This is a genomic window from Halalkalibacter suaedae (genome assembly GCF_017939705.1).
GTDB classification, from domain to species: Bacteria; Bacillota; Bacilli; order Bacillales; family Bacillaceae_D; genus Halalkalibacter; species Halalkalibacter suaedae.
In genome coordinates this window covers 147,805-170,902 of sequence record NZ_JAGKSQ010000008.1, presented here as the reverse complement: position 1 = coordinate 170,902, position 23,098 = coordinate 147,805, and the positions used below count along the sequence as shown (strand labels likewise).

Annotated in this window: 25 protein-coding genes; 8 read left to right on the top strand and 17 right to left on the bottom strand. The window is 37.6% G+C overall.

The genetic code is table 11. From position 1 onward, the window contains the following. Positions 1–296: 296 nt before the first annotated feature. Positions 297–1,172, bottom strand: coding sequence for a pirin family protein (locus J7W16_RS17785; protein WP_210598824.1), 876 nt, complete (start codon positions 1,170–1,172; stop codon positions 297–299). A gap of 397 nt (positions 1,173–1,569) precedes the next feature. Here J7W16_RS17785 and J7W16_RS17780 point away from each other — a divergent pair, with 397 nt between their 5' ends. Then, positions 1,570–2,196: a helix-turn-helix transcriptional regulator gene (locus J7W16_RS17780; protein ID WP_210598823.1), complete on the top strand. Its 627-nt coding sequence runs from the start codon at positions 1,570–1,572 to the stop codon at positions 2,194–2,196. A 114-nt stretch (positions 2,197–2,310) separates the two neighbouring features. Here the strand turns inward: J7W16_RS17780 and J7W16_RS17775 are convergent, their stop codons facing one another. The 9 genes from J7W16_RS17775 to recQ form a co-directional block, all read right to left on the bottom strand. After that, positions 2,311–2,430 (bottom strand): YjcZ family sporulation protein, encoded by a 120-nt coding sequence (locus tag J7W16_RS17775; RefSeq protein WP_210598822.1) that lies wholly within the window; start codon positions 2,428–2,430, stop codon positions 2,311–2,313. 463 nt (positions 2,431–2,893) lie between these two features. Next, on the bottom strand, positions 2,894–3,001 hold the full coding sequence (locus J7W16_RS17770; protein WP_210598821.1) for a YjcZ family sporulation protein: 108 nt from the start codon (positions 2,999–3,001) through the stop codon (positions 2,894–2,896). A 224-nt stretch (positions 3,002–3,225) separates the two neighbouring features. Further along, positions 3,226–3,930, bottom strand: a complete 705-nt coding sequence (locus J7W16_RS17765) for a hypothetical protein (protein WP_210598820.1) — start codon at positions 3,928–3,930, stop codon at positions 3,226–3,228. Positions 3,931–4,000: 70 nt separating this feature from the next. Further along, the gene (locus J7W16_RS17760) at positions 4,001–4,468 is read right to left on the bottom strand and encodes a divergent PAP2 family protein (protein ID WP_210598819.1); all 468 of its coding nucleotides are present in this window, start codon (positions 4,466–4,468) and stop codon (positions 4,001–4,003) included. Positions 4,469–4,553: 85 nt separating this feature from the next. Continuing rightward, complete coding sequence (locus tag J7W16_RS17755; RefSeq protein WP_210598818.1) at positions 4,554–4,991, bottom strand: hypothetical protein; 438 nt, start codon at positions 4,989–4,991, stop codon at positions 4,554–4,556. Positions 4,992–5,224: 233 nt separating this feature from the next. Next, positions 5,225–5,536 (bottom strand): hypothetical protein, encoded by a 312-nt coding sequence (locus J7W16_RS17750; RefSeq protein ID WP_210598817.1) that lies wholly within the window; start codon positions 5,534–5,536, stop codon positions 5,225–5,227. 308 nt (positions 5,537–5,844) lie between these two features. Further along, a complete protein-coding gene (gene ytxJ / locus J7W16_RS17745) occupies positions 5,845–6,177 on the bottom strand; it encodes a bacillithiol system redox-active protein YtxJ (protein WP_210598816.1) in 333 nt (110 codons plus the stop codon). Positions 6,178–6,190: 13 nt separating this feature from the next. Continuing rightward, positions 6,191–7,039: a DegV family protein gene (locus tag J7W16_RS17740; protein ID WP_210598815.1), complete on the bottom strand. Its 849-nt coding sequence runs from the start codon at positions 7,037–7,039 to the stop codon at positions 6,191–6,193. Positions 7,040–7,114: 75 nt separating this feature from the next. Next, positions 7,115–9,226, bottom strand: a complete 2,112-nt coding sequence (recQ, locus tag J7W16_RS17735) for a DNA helicase RecQ (protein ID WP_346726960.1) — start codon at positions 9,224–9,226, stop codon at positions 7,115–7,117. 86 nt (positions 9,227–9,312) lie between these two features. Between recQ and J7W16_RS17730 the strand changes: the two genes are divergently transcribed. Both J7W16_RS17730 and J7W16_RS17725 read left to right on the top strand, forming a co-directional pair. Beyond that, positions 9,313–9,564: a hypothetical protein gene (locus J7W16_RS17730; protein ID WP_210598814.1), complete on the top strand. Its 252-nt coding sequence runs from the start codon at positions 9,313–9,315 to the stop codon at positions 9,562–9,564. A gap of 144 nt (positions 9,565–9,708) precedes the next feature. Continuing rightward, entirely contained in the window at positions 9,709–11,298 is a 1,590-nt protein-coding gene (locus tag J7W16_RS17725) for an ABC-F family ATP-binding cassette domain-containing protein (RefSeq protein ID WP_210598813.1), read from the top strand. Positions 11,299–11,318: 20 nt separating this feature from the next. Here the strand turns inward: J7W16_RS17725 and J7W16_RS17720 are convergent, their stop codons facing one another. The 4 genes from J7W16_RS17720 to J7W16_RS17705 all read right to left on the bottom strand — a co-directional run bounded on the left by J7W16_RS17720 (position 11,319) and on the right by J7W16_RS17705 (position 16,355). Then, positions 11,319–11,930, bottom strand: a complete 612-nt coding sequence (locus J7W16_RS17720; protein ID WP_210598812.1) for a DedA family protein — start codon at positions 11,928–11,930, stop codon at positions 11,319–11,321. Positions 11,931–11,978: 48 nt separating this feature from the next. After that, on the bottom strand, positions 11,979–12,179 hold the full coding sequence (locus J7W16_RS17715) for a DUF6501 family protein (RefSeq protein WP_210598811.1): 201 nt from the start codon (positions 12,177–12,179) through the stop codon (positions 11,979–11,981). An 87-nt stretch (positions 12,180–12,266) separates the two neighbouring features. Next, positions 12,267–13,505 (bottom strand): 2-oxoglutarate dehydrogenase complex dihydrolipoyllysine-residue succinyltransferase, encoded by a 1,239-nt coding sequence (odhB, locus tag J7W16_RS17710; protein WP_210598810.1) that lies wholly within the window; start codon positions 13,503–13,505, stop codon positions 12,267–12,269. A 15-nt stretch (positions 13,506–13,520) separates the two neighbouring features. Continuing rightward, positions 13,521–16,355 carry a 2-oxoglutarate dehydrogenase E1 component gene (locus tag J7W16_RS17705; protein WP_210598809.1) on the bottom strand — a complete coding sequence of 945 codons (2,835 nt, stop codon included), beginning with the start codon at positions 16,353–16,355 and terminating at the stop codon, positions 13,521–13,523. Between the two features lie 271 nt (positions 16,356–16,626). Between J7W16_RS17705 and J7W16_RS17700 the strand changes: the two genes are divergently transcribed. Beyond that, entirely contained in the window at positions 16,627–17,211 is a 585-nt protein-coding gene (locus J7W16_RS17700) for a hypothetical protein (protein WP_210598808.1), read from the top strand. Positions 17,212–17,856: 645 nt separating this feature from the next. On the opposite strand, the gene J7W16_RS17695 is transcribed toward J7W16_RS17700, so the two are convergent. Together J7W16_RS17695 and J7W16_RS17690 are read right to left on the bottom strand one after the other, a co-directional pair. Further along, complete coding sequence (locus J7W16_RS17695) at positions 17,857–18,501, bottom strand: nitroreductase family protein (protein ID WP_210598807.1); 645 nt, start codon at positions 18,499–18,501, stop codon at positions 17,857–17,859. A gap of 74 nt (positions 18,502–18,575) precedes the next feature. Continuing rightward, positions 18,576–19,694 carry a cysteine desulfurase family protein gene (locus tag J7W16_RS17690; protein WP_210598806.1) on the bottom strand — a complete coding sequence of 373 codons (1,119 nt, stop codon included), beginning with the start codon at positions 19,692–19,694 and terminating at the stop codon, positions 18,576–18,578. A 126-nt stretch (positions 19,695–19,820) separates the two neighbouring features. On the opposite strand from J7W16_RS17690, the gene J7W16_RS17685 reads away from it, so the two are divergent. Beyond that, positions 19,821–20,336 (top strand): MntP/YtaF family protein, encoded by a 516-nt coding sequence (locus J7W16_RS17685; RefSeq protein ID WP_210598805.1) that lies wholly within the window; start codon positions 19,821–19,823, stop codon positions 20,334–20,336. Positions 20,337–20,420: 84 nt separating this feature from the next. Next, a complete protein-coding gene (locus J7W16_RS17680) occupies positions 20,421–21,719 on the top strand; it encodes an ATP-binding protein (RefSeq protein WP_210598804.1) in 1,299 nt (432 codons plus the stop codon). 109 nt (positions 21,720–21,828) lie between these two features. On the opposite strand, the gene J7W16_RS17675 is transcribed toward J7W16_RS17680, so the two are convergent. Further along, complete coding sequence (locus J7W16_RS17675; RefSeq protein WP_210598803.1) at positions 21,829–22,080, bottom strand: hypothetical protein; 252 nt, start codon at positions 22,078–22,080, stop codon at positions 21,829–21,831. Between the two features lie 184 nt (positions 22,081–22,264). Here J7W16_RS17675 and J7W16_RS17670 point away from each other — a divergent pair, with 184 nt between their 5' ends. Continuing rightward, positions 22,265–22,489 (top strand): hypothetical protein, encoded by a 225-nt coding sequence (locus J7W16_RS17670; protein WP_210598802.1) that lies wholly within the window; start codon positions 22,265–22,267, stop codon positions 22,487–22,489. Between the two features lie 92 nt (positions 22,490–22,581). Beyond that, positions 22,582–22,935 carry a hypothetical protein gene (locus tag J7W16_RS17665; RefSeq protein WP_210598801.1) on the top strand — a complete coding sequence of 118 codons (354 nt, stop codon included), beginning with the start codon at positions 22,582–22,584 and terminating at the stop codon, positions 22,933–22,935. Positions 22,936–23,098: the final 163 nt, after the last annotated feature.

The following is a 23,098-nucleotide window of genomic DNA, read 5'->3' as shown; positions in this document are numbered from 1 at the left end:
TTTCGATTATTCTTCATGTGGGATCCTCCTTTATGTGTGTTTGTTTTGACGACATCCGCATCATATCGGAGGATCCTTTTCTTTTCAAGAGGGGCAAAACTAATACGACAGGAATGCTCCTGCGGGACCTAAAAGCCAAAGGTGAGACCCCGCAGTGCGAAGCACGAGGAGGCTCACCGGCTTCCCGCGGAAAGCGAAGTATATTTCAGGAGCGGTTTACGTCCGCCAACCACCATTGTTCGGATTTTTCATTAGTTAAATCACTTTTGTCCCAGCCTCTTTGTTATACCGAGTAATTAAATTGCCGGCGGGCCAAACTTACCATCTTGATAATCCTTAAACGCTTCCTTGATTTCCTCCATAGTATTCATAACAAAAGGACCATAAGGAACAATTTGTTCTTTTATTGGAGTACCAGAATAGACAAGTACTTTTGAGCGTCTACTATTAGACTTGATTAGGAATTCACTGCTGTTATTTGACTTGCCATCTTCATTGAATGTGAGCGTAGCGACACCATGTTTCTTTAAATTAATATTTTCTTTACCTAAATCTAAATCGCCTGACAACACGTATAAGAAAGCGTTTTGGTTTTCAGGTAAACAATGCGTGTAGGTTGCTCCATTTTCAAGTGATATTTCTGATAACGTAATGGGAACGACTGAGTTGAGCGGACCCTTTACTCCTCCGAAATCACCGGAAAACACCTTTACTGAACCGCCTTCAAATTCTACAACTGGGGCGTCCTCTGAATAAACATTTTGATATGAGGTTTCGGTTTTCTTTAATTCCTTTGGTAAATTAAGCCATAATTGAAGAGTGTGTGCAATATCATCATCTACCCCCTCTTCACCATGTCTGGCAGCCCAGCCAGCATTCATGTATTGGACATCACCAGGTTCTAGGATGTCTCGTCCACCACCATTATCAATATGCTCAAGTCTACCATCAACAACATATGTGATTGTTTGAAATCCACGATGTGGGTGATCAGCAAATGCACCTTTCTTAAACCAATCTTCTGCCATCAAAATAAAGGGATCAAAATCAACCCAACGATCAACAGGTAAAATCCATCCTTTTTGGATAAAAGGAAACGCCGCTTGTTCATACTTCACGTACCACTGATCTTTTACACTTCTTTGAAATATACCTTTTGGATCGTTTTTCATTCTTATCATTTCCTTTCCAATCTCTGTTTTTATACTAAATGATATAAAAAGTATTTAAGTGAATTAGATCATATTAAAATTTTTATTGCAATTATTTAAACTCATTTGATATGTTGCTCTAAGTTTGCCCAAAATTAAAATTTAACCTTCTAACTAATATTTAGTTGTTATAGCAACTAATATACCCTTGCTTTTTGTAAATATATATTTATAATACAACAAATCCTTTTCTAAGAGCAAATTCTCTGCTTAATCAATACGATGAAATAACAAGCTTATTTACTTGGCTTTTACTTTTTTATACTTATTAGTATAATGTGAGGAACAACCATAAATGAATGGAGTTTAAAGGACAGCAACAATTCGTGAAATTGTTAAAATAAATTGAGGTGTTTTTATGGAATCTACAAAGAGAAGTACGAAAGATAAAATTCTTCATCTGCTTAAAAAAGAGGTATCATTAACTGTAAGTGACCTAACTTCTCTTCTAGCTATTACTCATATGGCTATCCGAAAACATCTTACTGTTTTAGAGAAGGACGGATTAATCATATCCAAAGAAGTCAAACAGCCGATGGGAAGACCTCTTCAAAGCTATTCATTATCACCAAAAGGAGAATTGTTCTTCCCAAAGAACTATGAAGGAATCAGTGTGGAATTCTTAAGAGATATTAAAGACTTACATGGGGATAGTGCCATACAAGTTTTATTTGAAAAGAGGGAAAATAGATTAACTCATGAATACAAAAGTAGAATAAATCAGCGTTCTCCGTTCGAAAAGGTTCAAGAGATTGCTACGATTCAGAATGAAAAGGGCTATATGGCAGAAGTTAATCAAATAGATAACAGCACGTTCGAGCTTGTAGAATACAATTGTCCGATCTTCGCCATTGCTAGAGATTTCAAAACCGCTTGTCACTGCGAAACCAAATTGTTCAAAAATGTTTCAGACACGAAGGATGTTAATAGAATCTCTTGCAAAACCGAAGGCGATAACCATTGCAAATTTTTATTTAAGTATTAGATAAGAATGACTTACAGGTAATTAGTCAGTATTTTTTATATTTAAGAATTTCATTATTAATTTACTTCATTATAAATCCCCATATGTCATAAACATATGGGGATTACTGACTAATTAAGCACCGAACCCAGTTTGACCCATCGGATAGTTGTTACCAACGATGATCAACAAGATGAATAGAACCACTAGTAGGACGAAACCATTACTGCCTCCGAATCCTCCTGCATAACTCATGAACCTTCACCTCCTTGTGACTGTTCTTCGTTATCCTGTGAACGGATCTTATATTCGCTATAGCATTCGTCTACTAATCTTCCAAAACTCACTATAGACCAAAGAGGAGAAACCAATAACTCTTCAAGGGCATAAAAAAGAGCCTCTACTTTAGAGACTCTTTTGTCCGTTAAGGAGATGCAAAATGATCCTTTTATGCTACAGGATATGATGCTGGATAAGTTGGCGGCTTACTTATACCATATGTTACTTCTACTATTTTGAGAGGGCTTTTAAACAAAAAATAGTAAAATAGTTATCCGTCTTCTAATTCTATAAACGAAAACCCTTCATTTATTTTAAATTACTAATTACAAATAAAACCGAACAAACCATTGCAGTAGTTTGTTCGGTGTAGGAGTTACCCCATGCATATCAACCTATTATTGTGTTAGTTATCCATTTCTACTAATTAACTACCAAATTAAAATTGTCCCATTGGATAATTACTACCAACAATAATTAATAAAATGAACAGAACGACTAGTAGAACGAACCCGTTGCTACCACCGAATCCTCCTGCATAACTCATGAACTTTCACCTCCTGTGATTGTTCTAAGTTATCCTATGATTCATCTCTTATAATGGAAGGGCTTAAAACTAGTTATAGAAAACTTGTGTCTTTTCCCTATCTATCACTTAACCATTTCAAAATGAAAAAAGCCTCTCACCAGTTCAGTAAACCGATGCGAGACTTTTATAGATATTTTAAAAATAGGTTTTTAAAATGGAATTAAATTAACTTCAGAATCAGCCTAAAACCCAATTGTACTGATCATTGACCACATACTCGGTTCAATTCCCTCAATGGCCTCTTCTACCGGTAAAAACAATGTAAATTCAATCAGCGTATCATTATACTTCTTTGCAACATAGTAAATGGCTGTTTTCCCATCTTCACTTTCTACTTCCTCAAATAAGGAGAATTCGACGTCCTCTAACGGGACTTCGACTTCTTGAATCTCAGCTGTCTTATTGCTAATATGATTCTCTTTTAATTGAAGAGGATCAGCTCCTTCCCCGTGTACGATAACACGAGTAAAGAAGGATTGATCATAATTTGCCAGGATAACATCTCGATTCGGTTCTTCACTTGCTAATGTATAATCATCAAGAACATAGATTGAATAGCCAAGTCCGCTCCGATGAAACTGAGCTGGCCTCATCTCGACTTCGCCTTCAACCTTAACAGGAATATCTTTTTTCTTAGACGGCTGACTATCTTTCTCACCTGAGGTTTCCGAACCAGCTTTTTCTTTTTCGGTCTCATTATCAACTAAATCTTCACTGACATCTTGATCAGTAGTTTTGTCATTCTGCTTATCACCATCAGTCTCTTCTTCTTCCGAATGATCAATGATCTCCTCTTCAGGAGAATCTGAAGTCGTCGATGCTCCACAAGCTGTAATAAATAGCATTGCTGTAAGACTGCTTATACTTATCATGAATAAACGATTCATCTACATTCCCTCCAATATGTCTTATTACTGGACATATATGGAACGAAAAAAGAGTTAAAATGGTTTCAATTTAATTTCTTGAATTTCCCGATAACAAATAACTAAGGGTTCCGGTTAAGACTCCTAGTAAGGCACCGCCAACAACTTCTTCAGGCATATGGCCAAGACGTTCTCTTAATCGAATTTGTTTCTCTTGATGATTCACTCCCGCATGCATTCCAGATAACCGCTCAAGTTCTTCATCCATTTCATTAACCTTGATTGTCAACTCACCGGTCTGTCTTCGGATCCCTTGTGCATCATACATAACAATTAAACCAAATACCGTTGACAAGGCAAAATCAACAGATGGTACTCCTTTTTTCAAAGCTACATATGTAGCAAGCGATGTAACACCTGCTGAATGTGAACTTGGCATTCCTCCTGTTTCAAAGAACATCCCGAGATCCCACTCACCTGTTTCTGCTTTTTTTATTGGGATTTTTAGTGATTGTGCTATTCCGATTGTTGCTAATGCAGTGATCATTGGACGATTCATTCGCTTCACCTCAAGCTTAGCGTGCGACTGAATTTGTGGATCTATTCATTCTTTTTTTCATGGAAATCAAATTCAATTGTTTTATTTACTGGCACCTCATAAAGTAGGTTTCAATGGTTACTTCGACCTCTTCTTCTTCAATGGAACCGACATTCATGAAGAAAGTCATAGTATGATTGTCTCCGCTAATCTCATTGAAATCGAGTTCTAGTTGTTCTCCTTCTAAGTTAAAAAAGCTCATTAGATTTGGTTGTCTCAGCTCAGCTTCAAAATAGGTGCTAGCTATATGAAACGGGATTGCCTTTAAGTTCTTTCCTGTTGGCTGACCATTTGTGTTCTCAAATTGAATTCCCCATTTAAGAACATTTCCACCAGGAGGTAAAATACTAACGTTAGCTTCGATCTGATCTTCAATATAAATCGGCTCTAACAGAAGACTTTGATTGCTTTCTTCCATTGATTTAATAGGTAAGTTAAACTCAATCTGCTTGTTACTCATTACAGCCATACTAAGAATATTCATTTTCAAATCCTGTGGTTGTTCATCAAAAGGATCGAATGAGACTCGAGCATTATTATTATAATAGTTAAAATGTGTACCACTTGAAAAATCGCTACTTTCAAGTTCAAATTCGACACTTTCAATTGCTGTAGATGTATTACTCAGTGTTATGTACGAATAAGCAGGTCCTATATGTAATGTATTTTTATACCAATACTAAAAAAATGTTTACCGTATCATGAGTGTGCCAAATTTCAAATTTCTTCGATTTTCAAGGTTTGATCTGTTCCATTGATCATCCATTTTTCATCAACTGTCTCGGTTAATTTAAGTTCACGTGCCCATTTTAATTCTGGCATCATTGCCTCTGTATGTAGAGTCCATTGTTCCTTTGTTATTTCGGGGACTAGAATGGCATCCTCAGTAGGATCCTGCCATTGTTCACCAATTTTTTCTTGATTCAGTTCTTCAACAATTGTATCTTCTGTATTTATACCCTTATAAATAGAAAAAAGACTAAGTCCAATCATGACAAAACAAATTAACAGTAATTTGTTCTTTGTCAATTGCAGTCACGCCCTTTGCAAAAACTATACCATATAAGCAAAACTAATCACTCTAATCTATCTTTCAACTATTTTTGCGGAGTGTCACTAAGAATTTAACGAATGAATCAGAGAAAAGGTCACAAAATAAGGTATCAGCAATTAAATAAGGAGGGTGATTAAGTGGAAACAATGCGGATTTTACAATACATTTGTTCTATTCTAGGTACAAGCTGTTTAATCTTCACCTATATTCAAATGGCAAAAACAAGTAAAAAAAAGAAGTCAACTCAGAACTAAACTGGGTTGACTTCTTTTTTGGTTATTTCTTATAATGCTGCTTCAATTGCTTTTCTAGTAATCGACCAGTGCGAGGCTGACCAGCTAACCCGTTGATTGTTTATGTAGAAGCACTGAGGAGATTCATGCTTTATTTGGACATCTTCAGCAATCTGATTTGAAACAGGGCGTTCTTCGATTACTTTGACGATACCAAACGTTAAATTGTCCCCCTCATAGCTTTCACGGAATGCTTCAAATTGCTTATGAGCTTCTGCACTAATTGGGCATGTTGTACTATGCTTTAATAACAGCACTGCTTGTCCACTTTGATAAAGATCGTTCCACTGATCAACTGATGTTAGTTCTACTAATTGATTCATTGTCATCACACCTTTACTTGTTTTTTGTGAAGTACATGAGTGCAAGAGCCCCTGGACCTGTATGTGTACTAATAATTGGCGAGGTTTCACTTATTGTAACAGGAATATTTTTAATTTGTTGAATCGCATCCTTTACTCTATTAGCGAGACTTTCTGCATCAACCTGGGCGATCCCAATCGCTTGTACCTCTTTCCCTTCTGTTTCTTCAATAAATTGCTTTTTAAGATAGTCAATTAATTGTACATAGGTTCTCACCTTTGTGACAGGTGTATAAACACCATCTGCAAGTGAAGCAACTGGCTTAATTTTTAGTAGGGAACCGAGAAACGCCTTACCACGTCCAATTCGCCCTCCCTTTACTAGGTACTCTAATGTATCGACCATAATGTAGAGTGATGTGTTCTCACGTACATTATCTAGATGCTTGATAATTTCAGGAATGTCTTTCCCTTCTTGAGCCATCTTTGCAGCCTCAATTACCTGAAAGGCCAACGCATGCGAGATGTATTTCGAATTTATAACGGTTACTTTGTCACCAACAATATCAGCGGCAGCTTGTGCAGAATTAACCGTTCCACTCATCCCTTCAGTCAAATGAATTGAAATGACATGGCTTGTCCCAGGCTCGGCTAATAAGCGTTCGTATGTTTCTACAAATGAACCAGATGACGGTTGTGAGCTTTTTGGTAATTCATCTGAAGTCGTTAGTAATTCTAGAAATTGCTTCTTCGTAATATCAATTCCGTCAAGATACGTTTCATTGTTAATTGCAATAGATAATGGAACTACTTCAATATCATATTTTTCAATCAAGTCTTTTGATAGATCAGATGTTGAATCAGTAACGATTTTTATTGTCATTGTTGCTCTCCCTTTTGTTTCATTCTTCTTTAAGAATAACTATAACATAGACATCTTAAACTGAAAAACAATAGTCTATATACCTAACGTAAATCGAATATCTTGATAAGAGATATGTTCAGGTAAAGCATCTTTGATAGGACGCAGACGCTCGGTCCCAACTTCTTCAGCGACACGCTGAATTAACACGATGTTTTCTTCGTCAACATAATTCGCCAAGTTCAATTCTATACCTTCTTGATGTGCCCTAATAAGATGGTTAATAACCGTTCTTTCAGTTAAATTTAGCTGACTGGCTAAGTCGGAAATACTTTCAACGTTTTTAAGGTGGTGAGCTGTTTCTAAATACTTTCCTTTTGTTGCTTTGGGCTTGTCAACTGGAGTGATACTTGCGCTAACACCATCCGGTTTTTTATCGGCGTAGGTTTGAAGGACACTTAAGAATTCCTGACTATATTTGTCAGACTTCTGCTGACCGACCCCAGAGATTTGCAAGAATTCCTCTTCTGTTTGAGGAACAAACTGACTCATTTCTCTCAAGGTCCGGTCTGAGAACACCATATATGGTGGAACACTTTGGCTTGTAGCGAGCCTAGTACGTAATTCCCGCAATGCTTCGAACACATCGTCCTGTTGTTCTGGTGTCTTCTCAACTATTGTTTCCAACACCTCAACAATTGTTTCACCTTTAAGTACAAAAAGAGCTTTCTCAGTTAAGGATAAGGTTGGATAGGAATTCCCTGTTGGTGAAATATATTCTTCTGCTGTTAAAAGGTCAATAAATGAGGCAATTTGCTTCTGTGTCCAATCCTTTAACAATCCATATGTCGGAAGCTTATTAAGCTCAAACTGAGTGATCTTTTGGCTGGAAGATCCTACAAGAATTTGGGCAATGATCGTTTTACCAAAGCGTTCTCTGACTCTTTTTATACAAGAAAATACCATCTGTGCTTCTTTCGTCCGATCGACTTTGTTACCTGTTTGCACACAGTTAGAACAACGACCACATTTTTCTATAGTCTTATCACCAAAATAATGCAATAAATATTGTTGCAAGCATCTCTCTGTATGGCAAAAGGCAGTCATTTGTTGAAGCTTTTGAAACTCCATTTCTTGACGCTCAGTATCGCGGTCTGATTGCTCGATTAAAAACGATTGTGTCCGAATATCTTGAGGCGAAAAAAGCAACACACATTCACTGTCTTCTCCGTCCCTCCCCGCTCTACCGGCCTCTTGATAATAGGCTTCAATGGTTCTAGGCATGCTATAGTGAACAATATACCTAACATTCGACTTATCTATTCCCATCCCAAAGGCATTTGTTGCGACAATTACTTTCGAGCGATCATAGATAAATGCCTCCTGAGCCTCAGATCGAACCTTCTCAGACATCCCACCATGATAGCTTGTAACACTGATTCCTTTTTTTAATAGTAACTCCTCAACTAATTCGACTTCTTTTCTAGTTGATGCGTAAATGATACCAGACTCTTGTTTTTTACTAGAAATATACGACAGAAGAAATTGTTTTTTATCAATTCCTTTCTTAACTTGAAATTGTAAATTTTCTCTAGCGAAGCCAGTTACGACAATGTTCTGATCATCAATATGTAAATAGTCTTGCAGATCCTGCTGAACCTGAGTTGTTGCTGTTGCCGTTAGCGCCAGGACAGTTGGCTTATCATGTAGACGTTGGATCCATTTTGGTAGAAGCAAATAGCTTGGTCTAAAATCATGGCCCCATTGAGACATACAATGTGCCTCATCAATTGCTATAAGTGACAATTGAATCGATGCAAGAAGTTGTTGAAACGACGGCTGCTCAAAGCGCTCTGGTGCAATATAGACAAGCTTGTAGCTGCCATTAATAATGTCAGCCTGCCGCTCTCTTTCCTCGACTGCCGTTAAAGTACTATTTAAATACGTTGCTGGAATCTCTAATTCAGTCAATGCATCGACTTGATCCTTCATTAATGAAATTAAAGGAGAAACAACGATGGTAACGCCAGGTAGAATAAGGGCAGGAATTTGGTAGCAGATTGATTTCCCCCCACCTGTTGGCATAATTCCGAGAGCATCCTCGCCAGCTAATACCTTCTTAATAATTTCTTCCTGACCTGTACGAAATGTTTCATAGCCAAATAATTGCTTTAATTGTTCCTTAGCCCTTGAAAACAGTTCTGTCAAAACGTTCTCCCCTTTCTAATGAATGCTCCTGTTACAGTTTGGATATCTTAACAATAAGATTACAATTGAGGTGAAAAGATTTGAATATGTCAATGAAACAAAAAAATACGGTATGTGTAATTATCTTGTCATTATTAACAATATCTCCTGTGTTAATTTGGCTCTTTACAGAAGTAGGCTTCCTAGAAGCTACACGTATATTTACCTTAGATTATTCGATCTATTTTTCCATCCTTTTAGGTGCCGTCATCGTAAATTATACAATGAAATCAACGAAGCTTCTAACAGTCGTAATGCTTGCTGCCGTCGCTGGACTTGGTGTTTATTTTTTCCTTTAGAATTGATCGTACCACGATTGTCGGATATGGTCGAGTAGATAAAAAAGTTGTCATATTATCAAAAAAACTACTAGAACACTATACCTTTGTCCATAATGAATGGTATAATTCATTCGATTATGGACATTGGAGGCTCACTTATAAATGATTACAGTTACAAATGTAGGACTACAATATGGAGACCGCAAATTATTTGACGAAGTAAATATTAAATTTACTCCAGGTAATTGCTATGGTCTGATCGGTGCAAATGGTGCAGGTAAGTCAACTTTCTTAAAGATCCTCTCAGGTGAAATTGAGCCACAACAAGGTGATGTTCACATGAAACCAGGTCAGCGCCTTGCTGTCTTGAAGCAAAACCATTTTGAGTATGAAGAGATGGAAGTAATGGCAACGGTCATTATGGGGCATCCACGCCTGTATCAGGTCATGCAGGAAAAAGATGCGATTTACATGAAAGAAGAGTTTTCTGATGAAGACGGAATGAAGGCAGCAGAGCTCGAAGGTGAATTTGCCGAGTTAAATGGTTGGGAAGCAGAATCTGAAGCAGCAGTTCTTTTAAAGGGTCTTGGTATTTCTGAAGAGCTACATACGAAGAAATTAGCTGAATTAACAGGTGGAGACAAAGTAAAGGTTCTTCTTGCTCAAGCATTATTTGGTGAGCCTGACGTTCTATTGCTTGATGAGCCGACAAACCACTTGGACATTAAGGCAATTGATTGGCTTGAAGAATTTCTTATTAATTTTGAGAATACAGTTATTGTCGTTTCCCATGACCGTTACTTCTTAAATAAAGTTTGTACTCATATTGCTGATTTAGACTTTAGCAAGATTCAGATCTATGTTGGAAATTATGATTTTTGGTACGAATCGAGTCAATTGGCACAAAGAATGGCTCAAGATCAAAACAAGAAAAAAGAAGAAAAAATTAAAGAACTACAAGGATTTATCGCGAGATTTAGTGCAAATGCTTCTAAATCCAAGCAAGCGACATCTCGTAAGAAGCTTCTTGATAAGATCGAACTTGATGATATCCGCCCTTCTTCACGAAAATATCCTTACGTTCATTTCTCACCAGAACGGGAGATTGGGAATGATGTTTTGACGGTTGAAGGAATCACCAAAACAATTGATGGTGTTAAAGTGTTAAATAACGTTAGCTTTACAATGGACAAAGAAGACAAAATTTCCCTAGCTGGTTCAGACGAAATTGCAAAAACAACTTTGTTTAAAATTCTTACAGGTGAGATGGAACCAGATAGCGGTAGTTATAAGTGGGGAATCACAACGTCACAAGCTTATTTTCCTAAGGATAACTCAGAGTATTTTGAAGGAAGTGATCTCAATCTAGTTGATTGGCTTCGTCAATACTCTCCAGAAGATGATAGTGATACATTTCTACGTGGGTTCTTAGGAAGAATGCTTTTCTCAGGAGATGAAGTGAAAAAGAAGGCAAATGTTCTTTCTGGTGGCGAGAAAGTACGTTGTATGCTTTCGAAAATGATGTTAAGCGGAGCGAATGTTCTTTTACTTGATGAACCAACAAACCATCTTGATTTAGAGTCAATCACTGCGGTTAACAACGGTCTGATTAATTATAAGGGTGCAATGATCTTCAGTTCACACGATCACCAATTCAATGAGTCAATTGCTAATCGTGTGATTGAATTAACTGCTGATGGTTTAATTGATAAGCAAATGACTTACAATGAGTATTTAGAATCAATCCGTTAATTATATTTGATCTAAGCCGGTTATTCATTTGACCGGCTTTTTTTTATTAATTGTTTCTGTTTCCATACTTGAACAATAATAAAAGAAATCAATATAACAGCAAGTATTGAAATAATACTGTAAACAAAGGTCGTCCAATCAGTGATCGATCGTCCAAAGAAAAATCCAATCGAGAAATAAAGACCAAGCCAAATCGTGGCCGACGAAAATGCGACCAAAGCAAACAAACGGTAAGAGATGTCAGACATTCCAATACTAAAGGGAACAGCATGACGAATGAATGGGAAGAAATAGCTAAATCCAGCTGCTTTTATACCATATTTGTCAAGAAGCTGCTTTCCTTTTAATGCACGCCTATGCCATACAGAATGAGGCTTCTTCGTTGTCTTTTTGTGTCCTATAGCTGAACCAATCATATATAGAATCGTTCCGTGCGTGAAGATACTAGCTAAAATAACGATAAAGGTCGGAAGAGGTTCAAGTAGCCTAGTTGTTGACAGCAATCCGCCACTCATTAACAACACTTCATTTGGAACAGGAAAAATAAACAAACCGACGACAAAAATTAAGAAAAGGGCAAGATAGCCGTATTGTTTGATGACATCGAACCAGACGTTCAATTCACCTTCCATTTCACTCCCCCTCTCTGGGTTAAAAAATAAGAAAAGGTTCCCCTTTTCTTATCCCTTGAAATATTCCTTATAGTAGCCACCAATTTTACCCGTGTTATCAATAACAAAATAAAATTCTTCTGTTTCATTTTTAAGGTCATATTTTTTTCCAGCTGTTAGAGCACGGTCTACCATGTATTTTTTCGCATTCGTATGTACACATTCTAATGTACGAATCGTTTCTTTGTTTACCCAGCTTTGATGAATCATCTCATTCACTCCTTCTTCATATTGCCTACATTATAGCATTTATTACAAAAAAAAGGCTACCGAAGTTGGTAGCCTTTTTGGTAGATATTAACCTTCAAGTAATAATGTTTCCGGATCTTCAAGAAGTTCTTTAACCTTTACAAGGAAACTTACCGCTTCTTTTCCGTCAACAATACGATGATCGTACGATAATGCAATGTACATCATTGGACGATTCTCAAATCGTTCTTGATCAATCGCCACAGGACGCCATTGAATTTTGTGCATTCCTAGAATACCTACTTGTGGTGAATTTAAAATTGGTGTTGACCAAAGTGATCCAAACACTCCACCATTAGTGATGGTAAAAGTTCCACCTTGTAAATCTGAAATAGCTAATTTATTATCACGTGCCTTTTTGCCTAAATCACCAATTGCCTTTTCAATTCCAGCAAATCCTAGCTTATCTGCATCACGAACAACTGGAACGACTAAACCTTCGTCTGTAGAAACGGCCATTCCGATATCATAGAACTTTTTAAGTAGGATTTCATCACCCTGAATTTCCGCATTCAACAATGGGAATTCTTTTAGTGCACCAATAACTGCTTTTGTAAAGAATGACATAAACCCAAGCTTTACTCCGTTTTTCTCTAGGAAGGCATCCTTCCGACGTTTACGAACATCCATAACCGCAGTCATATCAACCTCATTAAACGTTGTCAGCATTGCTGCTGTTTGTTGTGATTCAACTAACCGCTTTGCAATTGTTTGACGACGTCTAGACATTTTAATACGTTCCACAGGCTTACCAGCTTGTTCTGTACTAGAAGGAGCTTGTTTCGTTTCAGCTGCTTGCTTGGCTGGTTTTGATTGGTGTGATTCTACATCATGCTTGCGAACACGACCAAGTGGATCAGAAGGGTTAACTGCTTGTAAGTCAATTCCCTTTTCACGAGCGAGCTTGCGAGCTGAAGGTGAAGCCAGCAATCGGTCTTTTGATGAAGAGCTTGCAGCCGCTTCTTTTGGAGCACTCTGTTGCTCTGCTTGTTTGACAGGTTCTTTTGCTTCTTCCTTAGGAGCTACTTCTTCATTAGAGGCTCCTTCAGTGCCATTCTCATCAATGACAGCAATAACCTCGCCTACTTCTACTGTATCACCCGGCTCTTTTGTAAATTGCTTAATGACACCTGAGTGTTCAGCTATAATTTCAACATTCACCTTATCTGTTTCAAGCTCAGCAATAAATTCCCCTTGTTTGACGAATTCCCCGACTTCTTTTAACCACTGAGCAATTGTGCCTTCTGTAATCGATTCTGCTAGTTCTGGTACTTTAATCTCTATCACCGAAATGGCCTCCTCTTATTGTTTACGTGTTAGTGATTCCGTTACAATACGTTCTTGTTCTTTTTTATGAGCAACTGGATCCCCTTCAGCAGGACTCGAACGATGCGTTCGACCAATATAGCTTACCGTTGTACCTTTAGGGGCAATATCGATAATCCTAGATTCCATAAATGGCCAAGCACCCATATTTTTAGGCTCTTCTTGTACCCAAACAATTTCCTTGAGGTTAGAGAAACGTGCGAACATTTCTCGAATTGGTTTTTTCGGGAATGGATATAATTCCTCGACTCTAGCAATATGAACCCAATCACTATTGTCTTCCATTTTTGATACACGATCAGCTAAATCGATGGCTACTTTACCGCTACATAGAATGAGTCGTTCAACTTTATCTACTTGTTGCCCAAGCCCTTCTTGTTCAAAAACAGGTAGAAATTCTCCCTCAGTAAATTCATTATGAGTAGATGCAACAACCTGGTTACGTAACAAGCTCTTCGGCGTCATAATAATAAGTGGACGGACAGCTTCTTTCTCAAGAATTTTTGCCTGTCTTCTTAAGATATGGAAATACTGAGATGCTGAAGTACAATTGGCTATCGTCCAGTTGTTTTCAGCTGCAAGGACTAGAAAACGTTCTACACGTCCACTTGAATGTTCAGGTCCTTGACCTTCATAGCCATGTGGAAGTAAGACAACTAATCCTGATTTCTGTCCCCATTTTGCTCGACCTGCCGAAACCCATTGGTCAAAGATAACTTGTGCTCCATTTGCAAAGTCGCCAAACTGAGCTTCCCAAAGAACTAATGTTTCTGGTGACTGAACATTATAACCATATTCAAAGCCTACGACAGCCTGCTCCGATAATGGACTATTGTATACAGCAAAGGAAGCATTAGCTTTGCCAAAGTTCTGTAATGGTGTAAAGACTTCATTATTCTTACTGTCATGAAGCACTAAATGCCTATGAGCAAACGTACCACGTTCAGAATCTTGACCAGTTAATCGAATTGGGGTTCCATCATGCAAAATCGTCGCAAATGCTAACGTTTCGGCTAATGCCCAATCAATTTTCCCATCCTCTTCAAATGAATCCAAACGACGCTTAAGGATTTTTTCTAGCTTTGGATTTGCTGAAAAATCGTCTGGCCAAGAAAGTAACTCCTCATTAATATCCTTTAATGTATTAAATGGCACATTTGTTTTCACTTTAGGTAAGCCATTGACAATAAAATCAGGTGGAGACATTTCAAACGCATGATCCGTTTTCTTAGCAAGCACATGATCGTAATCTGCTTGAAGACTTTCTTGGATTTCTTGGTCAAGCTGATCTCCATAAGTTGTATCGATAATCTTTTGGTTTGTTAAATACTGTGCATAAAGATTTCTAACTGTTAAGTGCTTACGGATCTTGTCGTACAATCCAGGCTGAGTAACAGCAGGCTCATCCATCTCATTGTGACCAAATCGACGGTACCCAATTAAATCAATTAAGAAATCTTTCTTAAACTTCCGTCTATACTGAAGCGCTAAATTAATAGCGGCTATACAGGCCTCTGGATCATCTGCATTCACATGAACAATCGGGATTTCAAATCCCTTAGCAGGATCACTCGCATATGTAGTCGAACGAGAGTCGTATGTTTCAGTTGTAAATCCAATATTATTATTAGCAATAATATGAAGTGAGCCACCAACTTGATACCCATTAAGTCTGGATAGATTCAATGTTTCTGTAACAATCCCTTGCCCAGGAAAAGCAGCATCACCGTGAATTAAGATCGAATACGCCTTTGATGTATCTTGCTTAGGAAAGCCTTTTTCTGATCTTACTTCCTGTGCAGCACGTGCATATCCTTCGACAATTGGACTAACAAATTCCAAGTGACTTGGATTATTTGCAAGAGAGACAATGGCTTCAGCCGTATTCTCATCCCGAATTTGACGATCAGCACCTAAATGGTATTTCACATCTCCAGTCCAACCATTTCCTGCAGACCCTTCTGAAGGAATTAAGTCTTTTGGTGCATGTAAAAATTCAGAAAAGATCATTCTATATGGTTTACTTAATGTGTGGGCAAGGACATTCAGACGTCCACGATGGGCCATCCCAATTAACACATGCTTTGTTCCATTATGTACCACTTTTCGAACAGCCTCATCTAGCATCGGTACTAGCATATCAAGACCTTCAATAGAAAAACGCTTTTGTCCAACAAATGTACGATGAACAAATTTCTCAAATCCTTCTACCTGTGTCAAACGCTTCAAAAGATTCAATTGCTCTTGCTTAGGAAATGACGGCAGGTACGAACCAGATTCAACTTGTTCAATCAACCACTGTCTTTCTTCATGATCATGGACATGATTGAATTCAAAGGCAATTTTCTGCATGTAGACTTCTTTTAAATAATTTATCGCATCCATACCATTTTTTACGTAAGATGGCGCATTTGGACAAATAAAATCAACAGGGACTTGCTTTAGAAATTCCTCTGTTAGACCATACTGTTCCAGTTCAAATAGTTCAATATCCTTTTTCACTGAATTAATAGGATTAGTATCAGAAACTTGGTGACCCTTCCTTCTAATCATGTCTGCTAATTTCACCGCATTAACATAATTTCTCATCATGTCAGGTGATGTACTAGACACATGAGTAGAGGTATTACGTTCTCTGATCGGTTCATTTTCAGCTGGAGGCGGTCCCCACTCTTCAAATAAAGCACGCATATCTTCTTCAACAGATTCTGGATCCTTTAAATACTCTTCATAAAGCTCAATTGCAACGCCAAGATTCGGACCATGAAAACCACTCCATGGCTCTTCCGGATTGTTCTCCTTGCTTGACATGTGGTAATAACCTCCTATTTACTTCTAAAGTCTCATCTATGATTGGAAACAATGTTTAACGCTTTCAAAAATATTTTAACACAATGGACACATATGTTAAAGTTTATCTCGCTATATTCATAGATTTATTTAGTCAAATTTTCTGACGTCTCAAAAAAACGAGAAAACGCAGTATAACTTGCATAAAATAAGTCATATTTGTAATGTTTTCTGTCACAATTATTTTAAATTTATAAACTAATATGCTACGTTTAAAGTAAGGAGTGAAATTATGATTACCTTAGATCAAAAAAACAACCAGATTCTTTCTTCCCTTTGTCGAAATTGTAAAGATCCATACTTCCAACCGCCTACTCATTTGAAGAAGGTTGGTTGCTGCTCATATAGTCCAACTTTCCAACTACTTGAGCTTTCAAAAATGTGTACGCTCGATCAAGCTCAATTCAATTTAATCTACAATCATCCTGATGCAATCATTCATCCTTATTCAATAACAGTGAAAGCGGCTATCGATCCAAGCCATGACGAGGTTAAACACAGTTCTTCCCTAACCCAATTAGAACGAGACGACCTTGAACTTTCTTATTCAGTATGTCAATTTTTTGAAGATAGAAAAGGCTGCTCACTTCAACCCTCCTTCAAAAACGCCGTCTGTCGATCGTTCATTTGCTCAACAATTGAGGACTCTTTGCCTAACCGAGATAAGGCGTCTGTTCAATCGTGGACGAAGAATATCCATACACAAAGTAAAGAGTTCCAACATACACATGAGCAAGCATTGCTTCATTTAGGCATTGACTTAATCTCTTCCCCTAAAAAAGTGATTCACTATTTTCAGGCTCTTGCAAAAGAATGAAAATAGTGATTGTACAGACTCCTATCATTGTGTAGCACTCACTCTGCTATTAGCCTTTTCGCAGGTTTCTTCAGTGTAGGTAGAAATAACGATTTTTAAGAACGAAAAAAGAATACCTTCCATCATGGATAGATATTCCCAATCTTACTATCGTTAAAACCAATTAATCAAACAACACTTTATTAACCACATTCATCTCCCCTAAAAAGGGGTAAAGAAAAGAGACCATGACATAACTGAAATAACGAACAAAGCAGTCACATAGCGGATGAAATATACGTAGACTCCTGCGGGATGCAAAAGAGGCCACTGAAAAAGTCCCTTTGAGCAGATTCGAGGCAGCAGCAATGGCTCCACTCGTTGCACGCCTTCTATGAGAAAAACCCACTCATAGCAAGGCTTAAGAGAATGCAACGGTTTCGCTCATTGCTTAAAGGCCACTAAAAAAGGTGAAAATCACACCTTTTTCAGTGGCCTCATGCAAAAGCCAAGGGTGAGACCCCGCAGAGTGGTAGCTCGAGGAGGCTCACCGGCTTCCCGCGGAAAGCGTAGTATATTTCAGGAGCGGTTTATGTCCGCCAACTATCATTGTTCGGATTTTCTATTAATCATTTTTGTCTCAGCACCCTTTTATAATAACTAGTATTAAAATGAGTTGTAAATTGTCACTTCATTTACAGGCTTGCGCTCGGAGCCATGTGCTTCTTTTGCAGCAGTACCTAGAGTCATTAACATGATTGGAACATATCGGTCAGGAATATTACACGCGTCAATTAATTCATCACGCTTAAACCCACCAATTGGGCATGTGTCATAGCCTTTGGTCTTAGCTGCTAGCATAAACTGCATTGCAGCTAAAGATGCATTTAAATGTGCGGCATCACGTGCAAAGGACGTTTCCTTCCCCCGTTCATACGCACGTTCAATTTGCCCAACCAATGTATCTTTAATTTCTTCTGTCATGTATCCTTTTTCAACTAAAGGTTGATAGACCGAGCTAGCTTCTCTACCAGCCTCTATATCCCCTAGTAGAACAACAACCGCTGAGCTATCGACGATCTGGTCTTGATTATAAGCAATCGGAAGCAATTCTTGTTTTTTCTCCTGATCATCAATAATTAGAAAACGCCAATGCTGCAAATTCCAAGCTGAAGGTGCAGTTGAGGCAATTTCTACTAATTCCTCTAGTTCCTCTTTTGGAATCGTAAGACCTGGCTTATATTTACGTACGGAATGACGATTATTCATCGCCTGGAATACCTCGTACTTCTCTAGCTGTGAGCTTTTCATTCCTAAAACTCTCCTTTTTCGTTTCATTTCTAGTCTATCCTATATAACATTCCTTTTGTTGTAAAATAATTTGCTTAATTCAAGCGTTTCTTTAATAACTCAACAACTTGACTGAGCTCTTCCATCGTCGTTGATCTCCCTAAGCTAAAACGAATTGTGCCTTTCCCAGCTTCTGGAGTCACGCCCATCGCCTTCAATACTGGTGATAACGTTACTTCACCTGCGTGACAAGCAGAGCCTGTTGATGCCGCAACCTCAGGAATTGCTGCTAAAATATCTTGACCAAGCCTTCCTTGAAAACTAAGATTTAGTGTATTTGGCAAGCAGTACTCAGGATGACCATTTATGATTAACTGATTAGGAAATGCATTTTCTAGCATCTCTCTAAATTGGTCACGCTTGTTCTCGACGCTTTTCATTTCAGCTAGTCCTGCTTTAGCTAGCTCACATGCCTTGCCAAGCCCAACAATAAACAAAACATTTTCTGTTCCTGCCCTAAGTCCGCTCTCGTGACCTGCTCCATGAATAAAAGGACCGATCTCTAAACTTTTTCGAATATAGATTGCTCCAATTCCTTTAGGTGCATACAACTTATGACCCGCGACTGAAAGGAAATCAACCTGTAGATCATTAACATCTATCTCAACCTTACCAATCGATTGAGCGGCATCTGTATGAAACAGTATGTCATTTTCTCTCGCTAGTTCTCCTATTTCCTTAATTGGTTGCAATGTACCTACTTCATTATTAGCATGCATCACTGTTATTAAAATTGTATCTGGTCTGATGGCTTTTCTAATGTCTTCTACAGAAACACGTCCATACTGATCAACGGGTACGTAGCTAACTTCAGCACCAAAGGCCGTAAGATAGCGCAGTGGTTCAAGAACAGCAGGATGTTCAATCGTTGTAGTAATGATATGGCGGCCTTTATCTTGAAAACGTTCATAAACATTTTTAATGATATGGTTATTCGCTTCACTACCACCACTTGTGAAAATCATTTCGTCGGCTTGAGCCCCTATTAAAGAAGCTAGCTGGTTTCTCGCATGAACGATCGCCTTCTTTGCTTCCACCGCTGCAAAATGTGAGGTTGATGGATTTCCATAATGCTCTGACAGAAATGGAGTCATTGCATCAACGACTTCCTTTGCAATTGGTGTACTTGCGTTGTAATCCAAATAAATCTCCATACATCCTTCTCCCCTTTTTCTTTTTTATGTAGTGTATCATGTTTTTCTGCTTTTCGATGGAGAAAATGCGACTAATCTAGACAAGCACTGCATATGATGAACAAATGATTTGAACAGGGGTGACATATGATCGCTTTTTTCTCAACGATAATCCTTGCACTTCTCGTTTGTGTTGACGGTTATGCGATTGGCTTCATATTCGGTTTAAAACGGATAAACATCCCATTCTCGGTTGTTTTAATGCTGTCTGCATTCTCAATGTCGGTTCTCTTTTTCTCAATGGGGATAGGTCGGTTAATTGGTGAGATCATTCCCTCTCCAATCATCCAGACGACTTCAGGAATCTTTCTTATTGGTATAGGGATCTACCAGTTATTTCACGATCTTCCCCTTTACAGACGTTCCTACTTTCTAGTCGTTGCCCTGTTTATGAATATTGATAGTGTAAGCTATGGGATTCAAGCTGGGCTTGCAGAACGCACATTCTGGTTTGCACCGCTGGCTGGTTTCTTTATCCTAATCACATTCATTCTTGGTGTTATTCATGGACATCAAACCAAGAATCGTTTTATCGTCCGTTATTTGTCGTTACTGCCTAGCTTCATTTTCATCTTACTTGGTCTTAGTAAACTCTTTTTCTAGAACCCACCTTTTCAATTTTTTGTTAGACAATTTATGACAACGCCATTACAATAAATATAATTAATAGTTAAGAGAGGTTCATATATGAAAGCTAAAAGACCTTCGCTCGAAAACGAATTTGCCTTCACATCGAATATTAATTTATCCTCCGGAGCACATATCCTATATGTGTATAGTGATCAGCAATCTTATTTGAATAATGCGATAAGTTTTATTACTGAAGGTTTAGACAAAAATCAACATATACATTTTGTAGATACGTCCGAAAATAATAATATACTTAAAACGATGCTACGCAAGCAAAACTACTCAGAAAGTAAAATTAAAACCATACAATTTTCAGAGGCTCGTTCCTTCTATGAACCACTCCTGGCATCTGAAGGAATAGAACTACCTAATTATAAGAGGGTTTTTGAAACTGAAGGTAATCAAAGCATTCGAACTTGGGGAAAACTCGATTTCCCAACCAAAGATTTACTAAATCAAAGGTTAATACCATATGAACACGAAATTGATATGGTTATTAAGGAACATCAATCGATATCCGTTTGTGCCTATAACGGAGAAGAGCTATCCGCGACAATGATGGGAAAACTAATGCATGTTCACGAATATTTAATGACAGATTCAACGATCGTGCCATCGCAGTTATATAGCGGTAGTTCAGAGAATCGTTCATTTCCAACGATGTCTGATCAAGTAAAGAGAGAAAAAGAAACAGAAAACCTTCTTATCAGGTCTGAGAAGCTCTCAATGGCAGGACAGCTTGCTGCTGGTATTGCTCACGAAATACGAAATCCTCTTACTTCGATAAAGGGCTTTTTTCAATTAATTAAAAAAAATGAGCATTCCGATCTCTTCTATAAAATTATTGAAGAAGAACTAAGTAAAATTGAACAAATTTCAAGTGAATTGCTTATTTTAGCAAAGCCTCACTCCGAAGTGAGACAATCGCACTCAATCTACCAATTAATTGAAGATGTCACTTTTTTGTTAGAGTCCCAAGCCATTATAAAAAATATTATCATTAAGACAAATTACGAGAATACAAACATGAAGATTCAGTGTGAGGATACGAAAATCAAACAAGTTCTAATTAACCTTATTAAAAATGCGATTGAAGTAATGGACTCAGGTACGATCAATATTAATGTCAAAGAAAAAAATCACTGTGCTCTAATCTCAATCACTGATGAAGGTAATGGAATGTCAGAATCTTCGTTAAAAAAGTTAGGTGAACCCTTTTATACAACGAAGCCAAAAGGAACGGGTTTAGGTCTTTTAGTTTGTTATAAGATTATCGAAAACCATGGAGGTACAATCTGTGTTGATAGTACGCTTGGGCAAGGAACGACATTCACGGTAAAATTACCACTAAATTAGACAATATTTCCGAAAAATCTGTCAATTATTAGCGGTTTATGCGCTTGCCTAGGAAATAAATGAAATGAAAAAAGGGATCAACTCAAAAAATGAGCTGATCCCTTTTTAATTAGCGAACGATCCCTCTACTATGATGTTTAGCTACGGAAATTTCAAAGTAATTATCATCATCCTCATAGATTCTGTCGATAATAATTAACACATCCTCAAAGGCAACAGAATGGTTATTTGTTTGATTTTCCTCCATAAACTCAATCATATTCGAGATTTCATTGTTTATTTTGTTATTTAAGTCCCCTTCACTCGTTTTCTTGTTTCGTAAGCTATCATTAAAATCTTCTGGGTACTTCGGTATGTACATTGATGCTCCCCTACTTTCATTCCATTTACACTTATAATAATCGTTAAGAAATATGTAAGCAAGGAGGGAAATGCGATTATTGCCAATATAAACATAACTACCATCGCATTTCAACATTTGACTTCGCGTATATATTTTCCAAAACGTTAGATAATAACGGCAAAAGAATGTTGGAGGCTTGATGATGGAGTTTAAAATTATGGACAAGGACGGGGCGTACCCTTGTGTTGTGACTGTTGACCCTGAAAATGGTCGTTATATGATAAGGAATGCTGATACAAGTGGGGAATCATTTTCAGATGGAGCCAGCTTACTTGCTTGGGTGAAAGAAAACTGGCAGTCTTCACAATTTGAATTCTCAGATGACTATACAAAACTCTTACAAAACATAGAAGCTGAAATAAATTGACAATGTAATGAAAAAAAATCATTAGTTTGTCCACTCCCTCCTCTCTAAAATCTGCTACAATAGGATCATTGTCTAGTTAGGAGGGAATTTATATGTACAGGGGTAAGGCATATTGTGAGGCTGTTGTATATCTATTTCCAAAGCCGAACGAATCGTCAGACGACACAGATTCTAAAATCGAAAAACTATTAAACTATAAAAGTAAGACTGTAAAAATAACTCAAGTGATCAACCAATATACTTCTGTAAATGATCGGAACGAAACTTATACAAAGCTCAATGTTCTAGCTGAGGTACTTGTCCAAAATGATCCTTATATTACCCATCTTAATGATTACAGAGTTAAGGCCTGCACTGAATTGAGACAGCATCTGCCAAGTGCTGGTGCGATCATGGCACATTCTCTCGATACGTTTCAGCCACTTCGGACTAAGGGATTTAACTAAAAATATATTTATATTCTGTTTTAGGTTTATTGTATGAAGGTAGGTGCCTATCCTCCTATGTAATGAAATACCACTAAAGGAAAAAGCATCGTAAAAACGCCTTTGAGAATTTATTTTCCCAAAGGCGTTGATCTTTTAGTCTGTTATTACTTCGTGTGTAAGA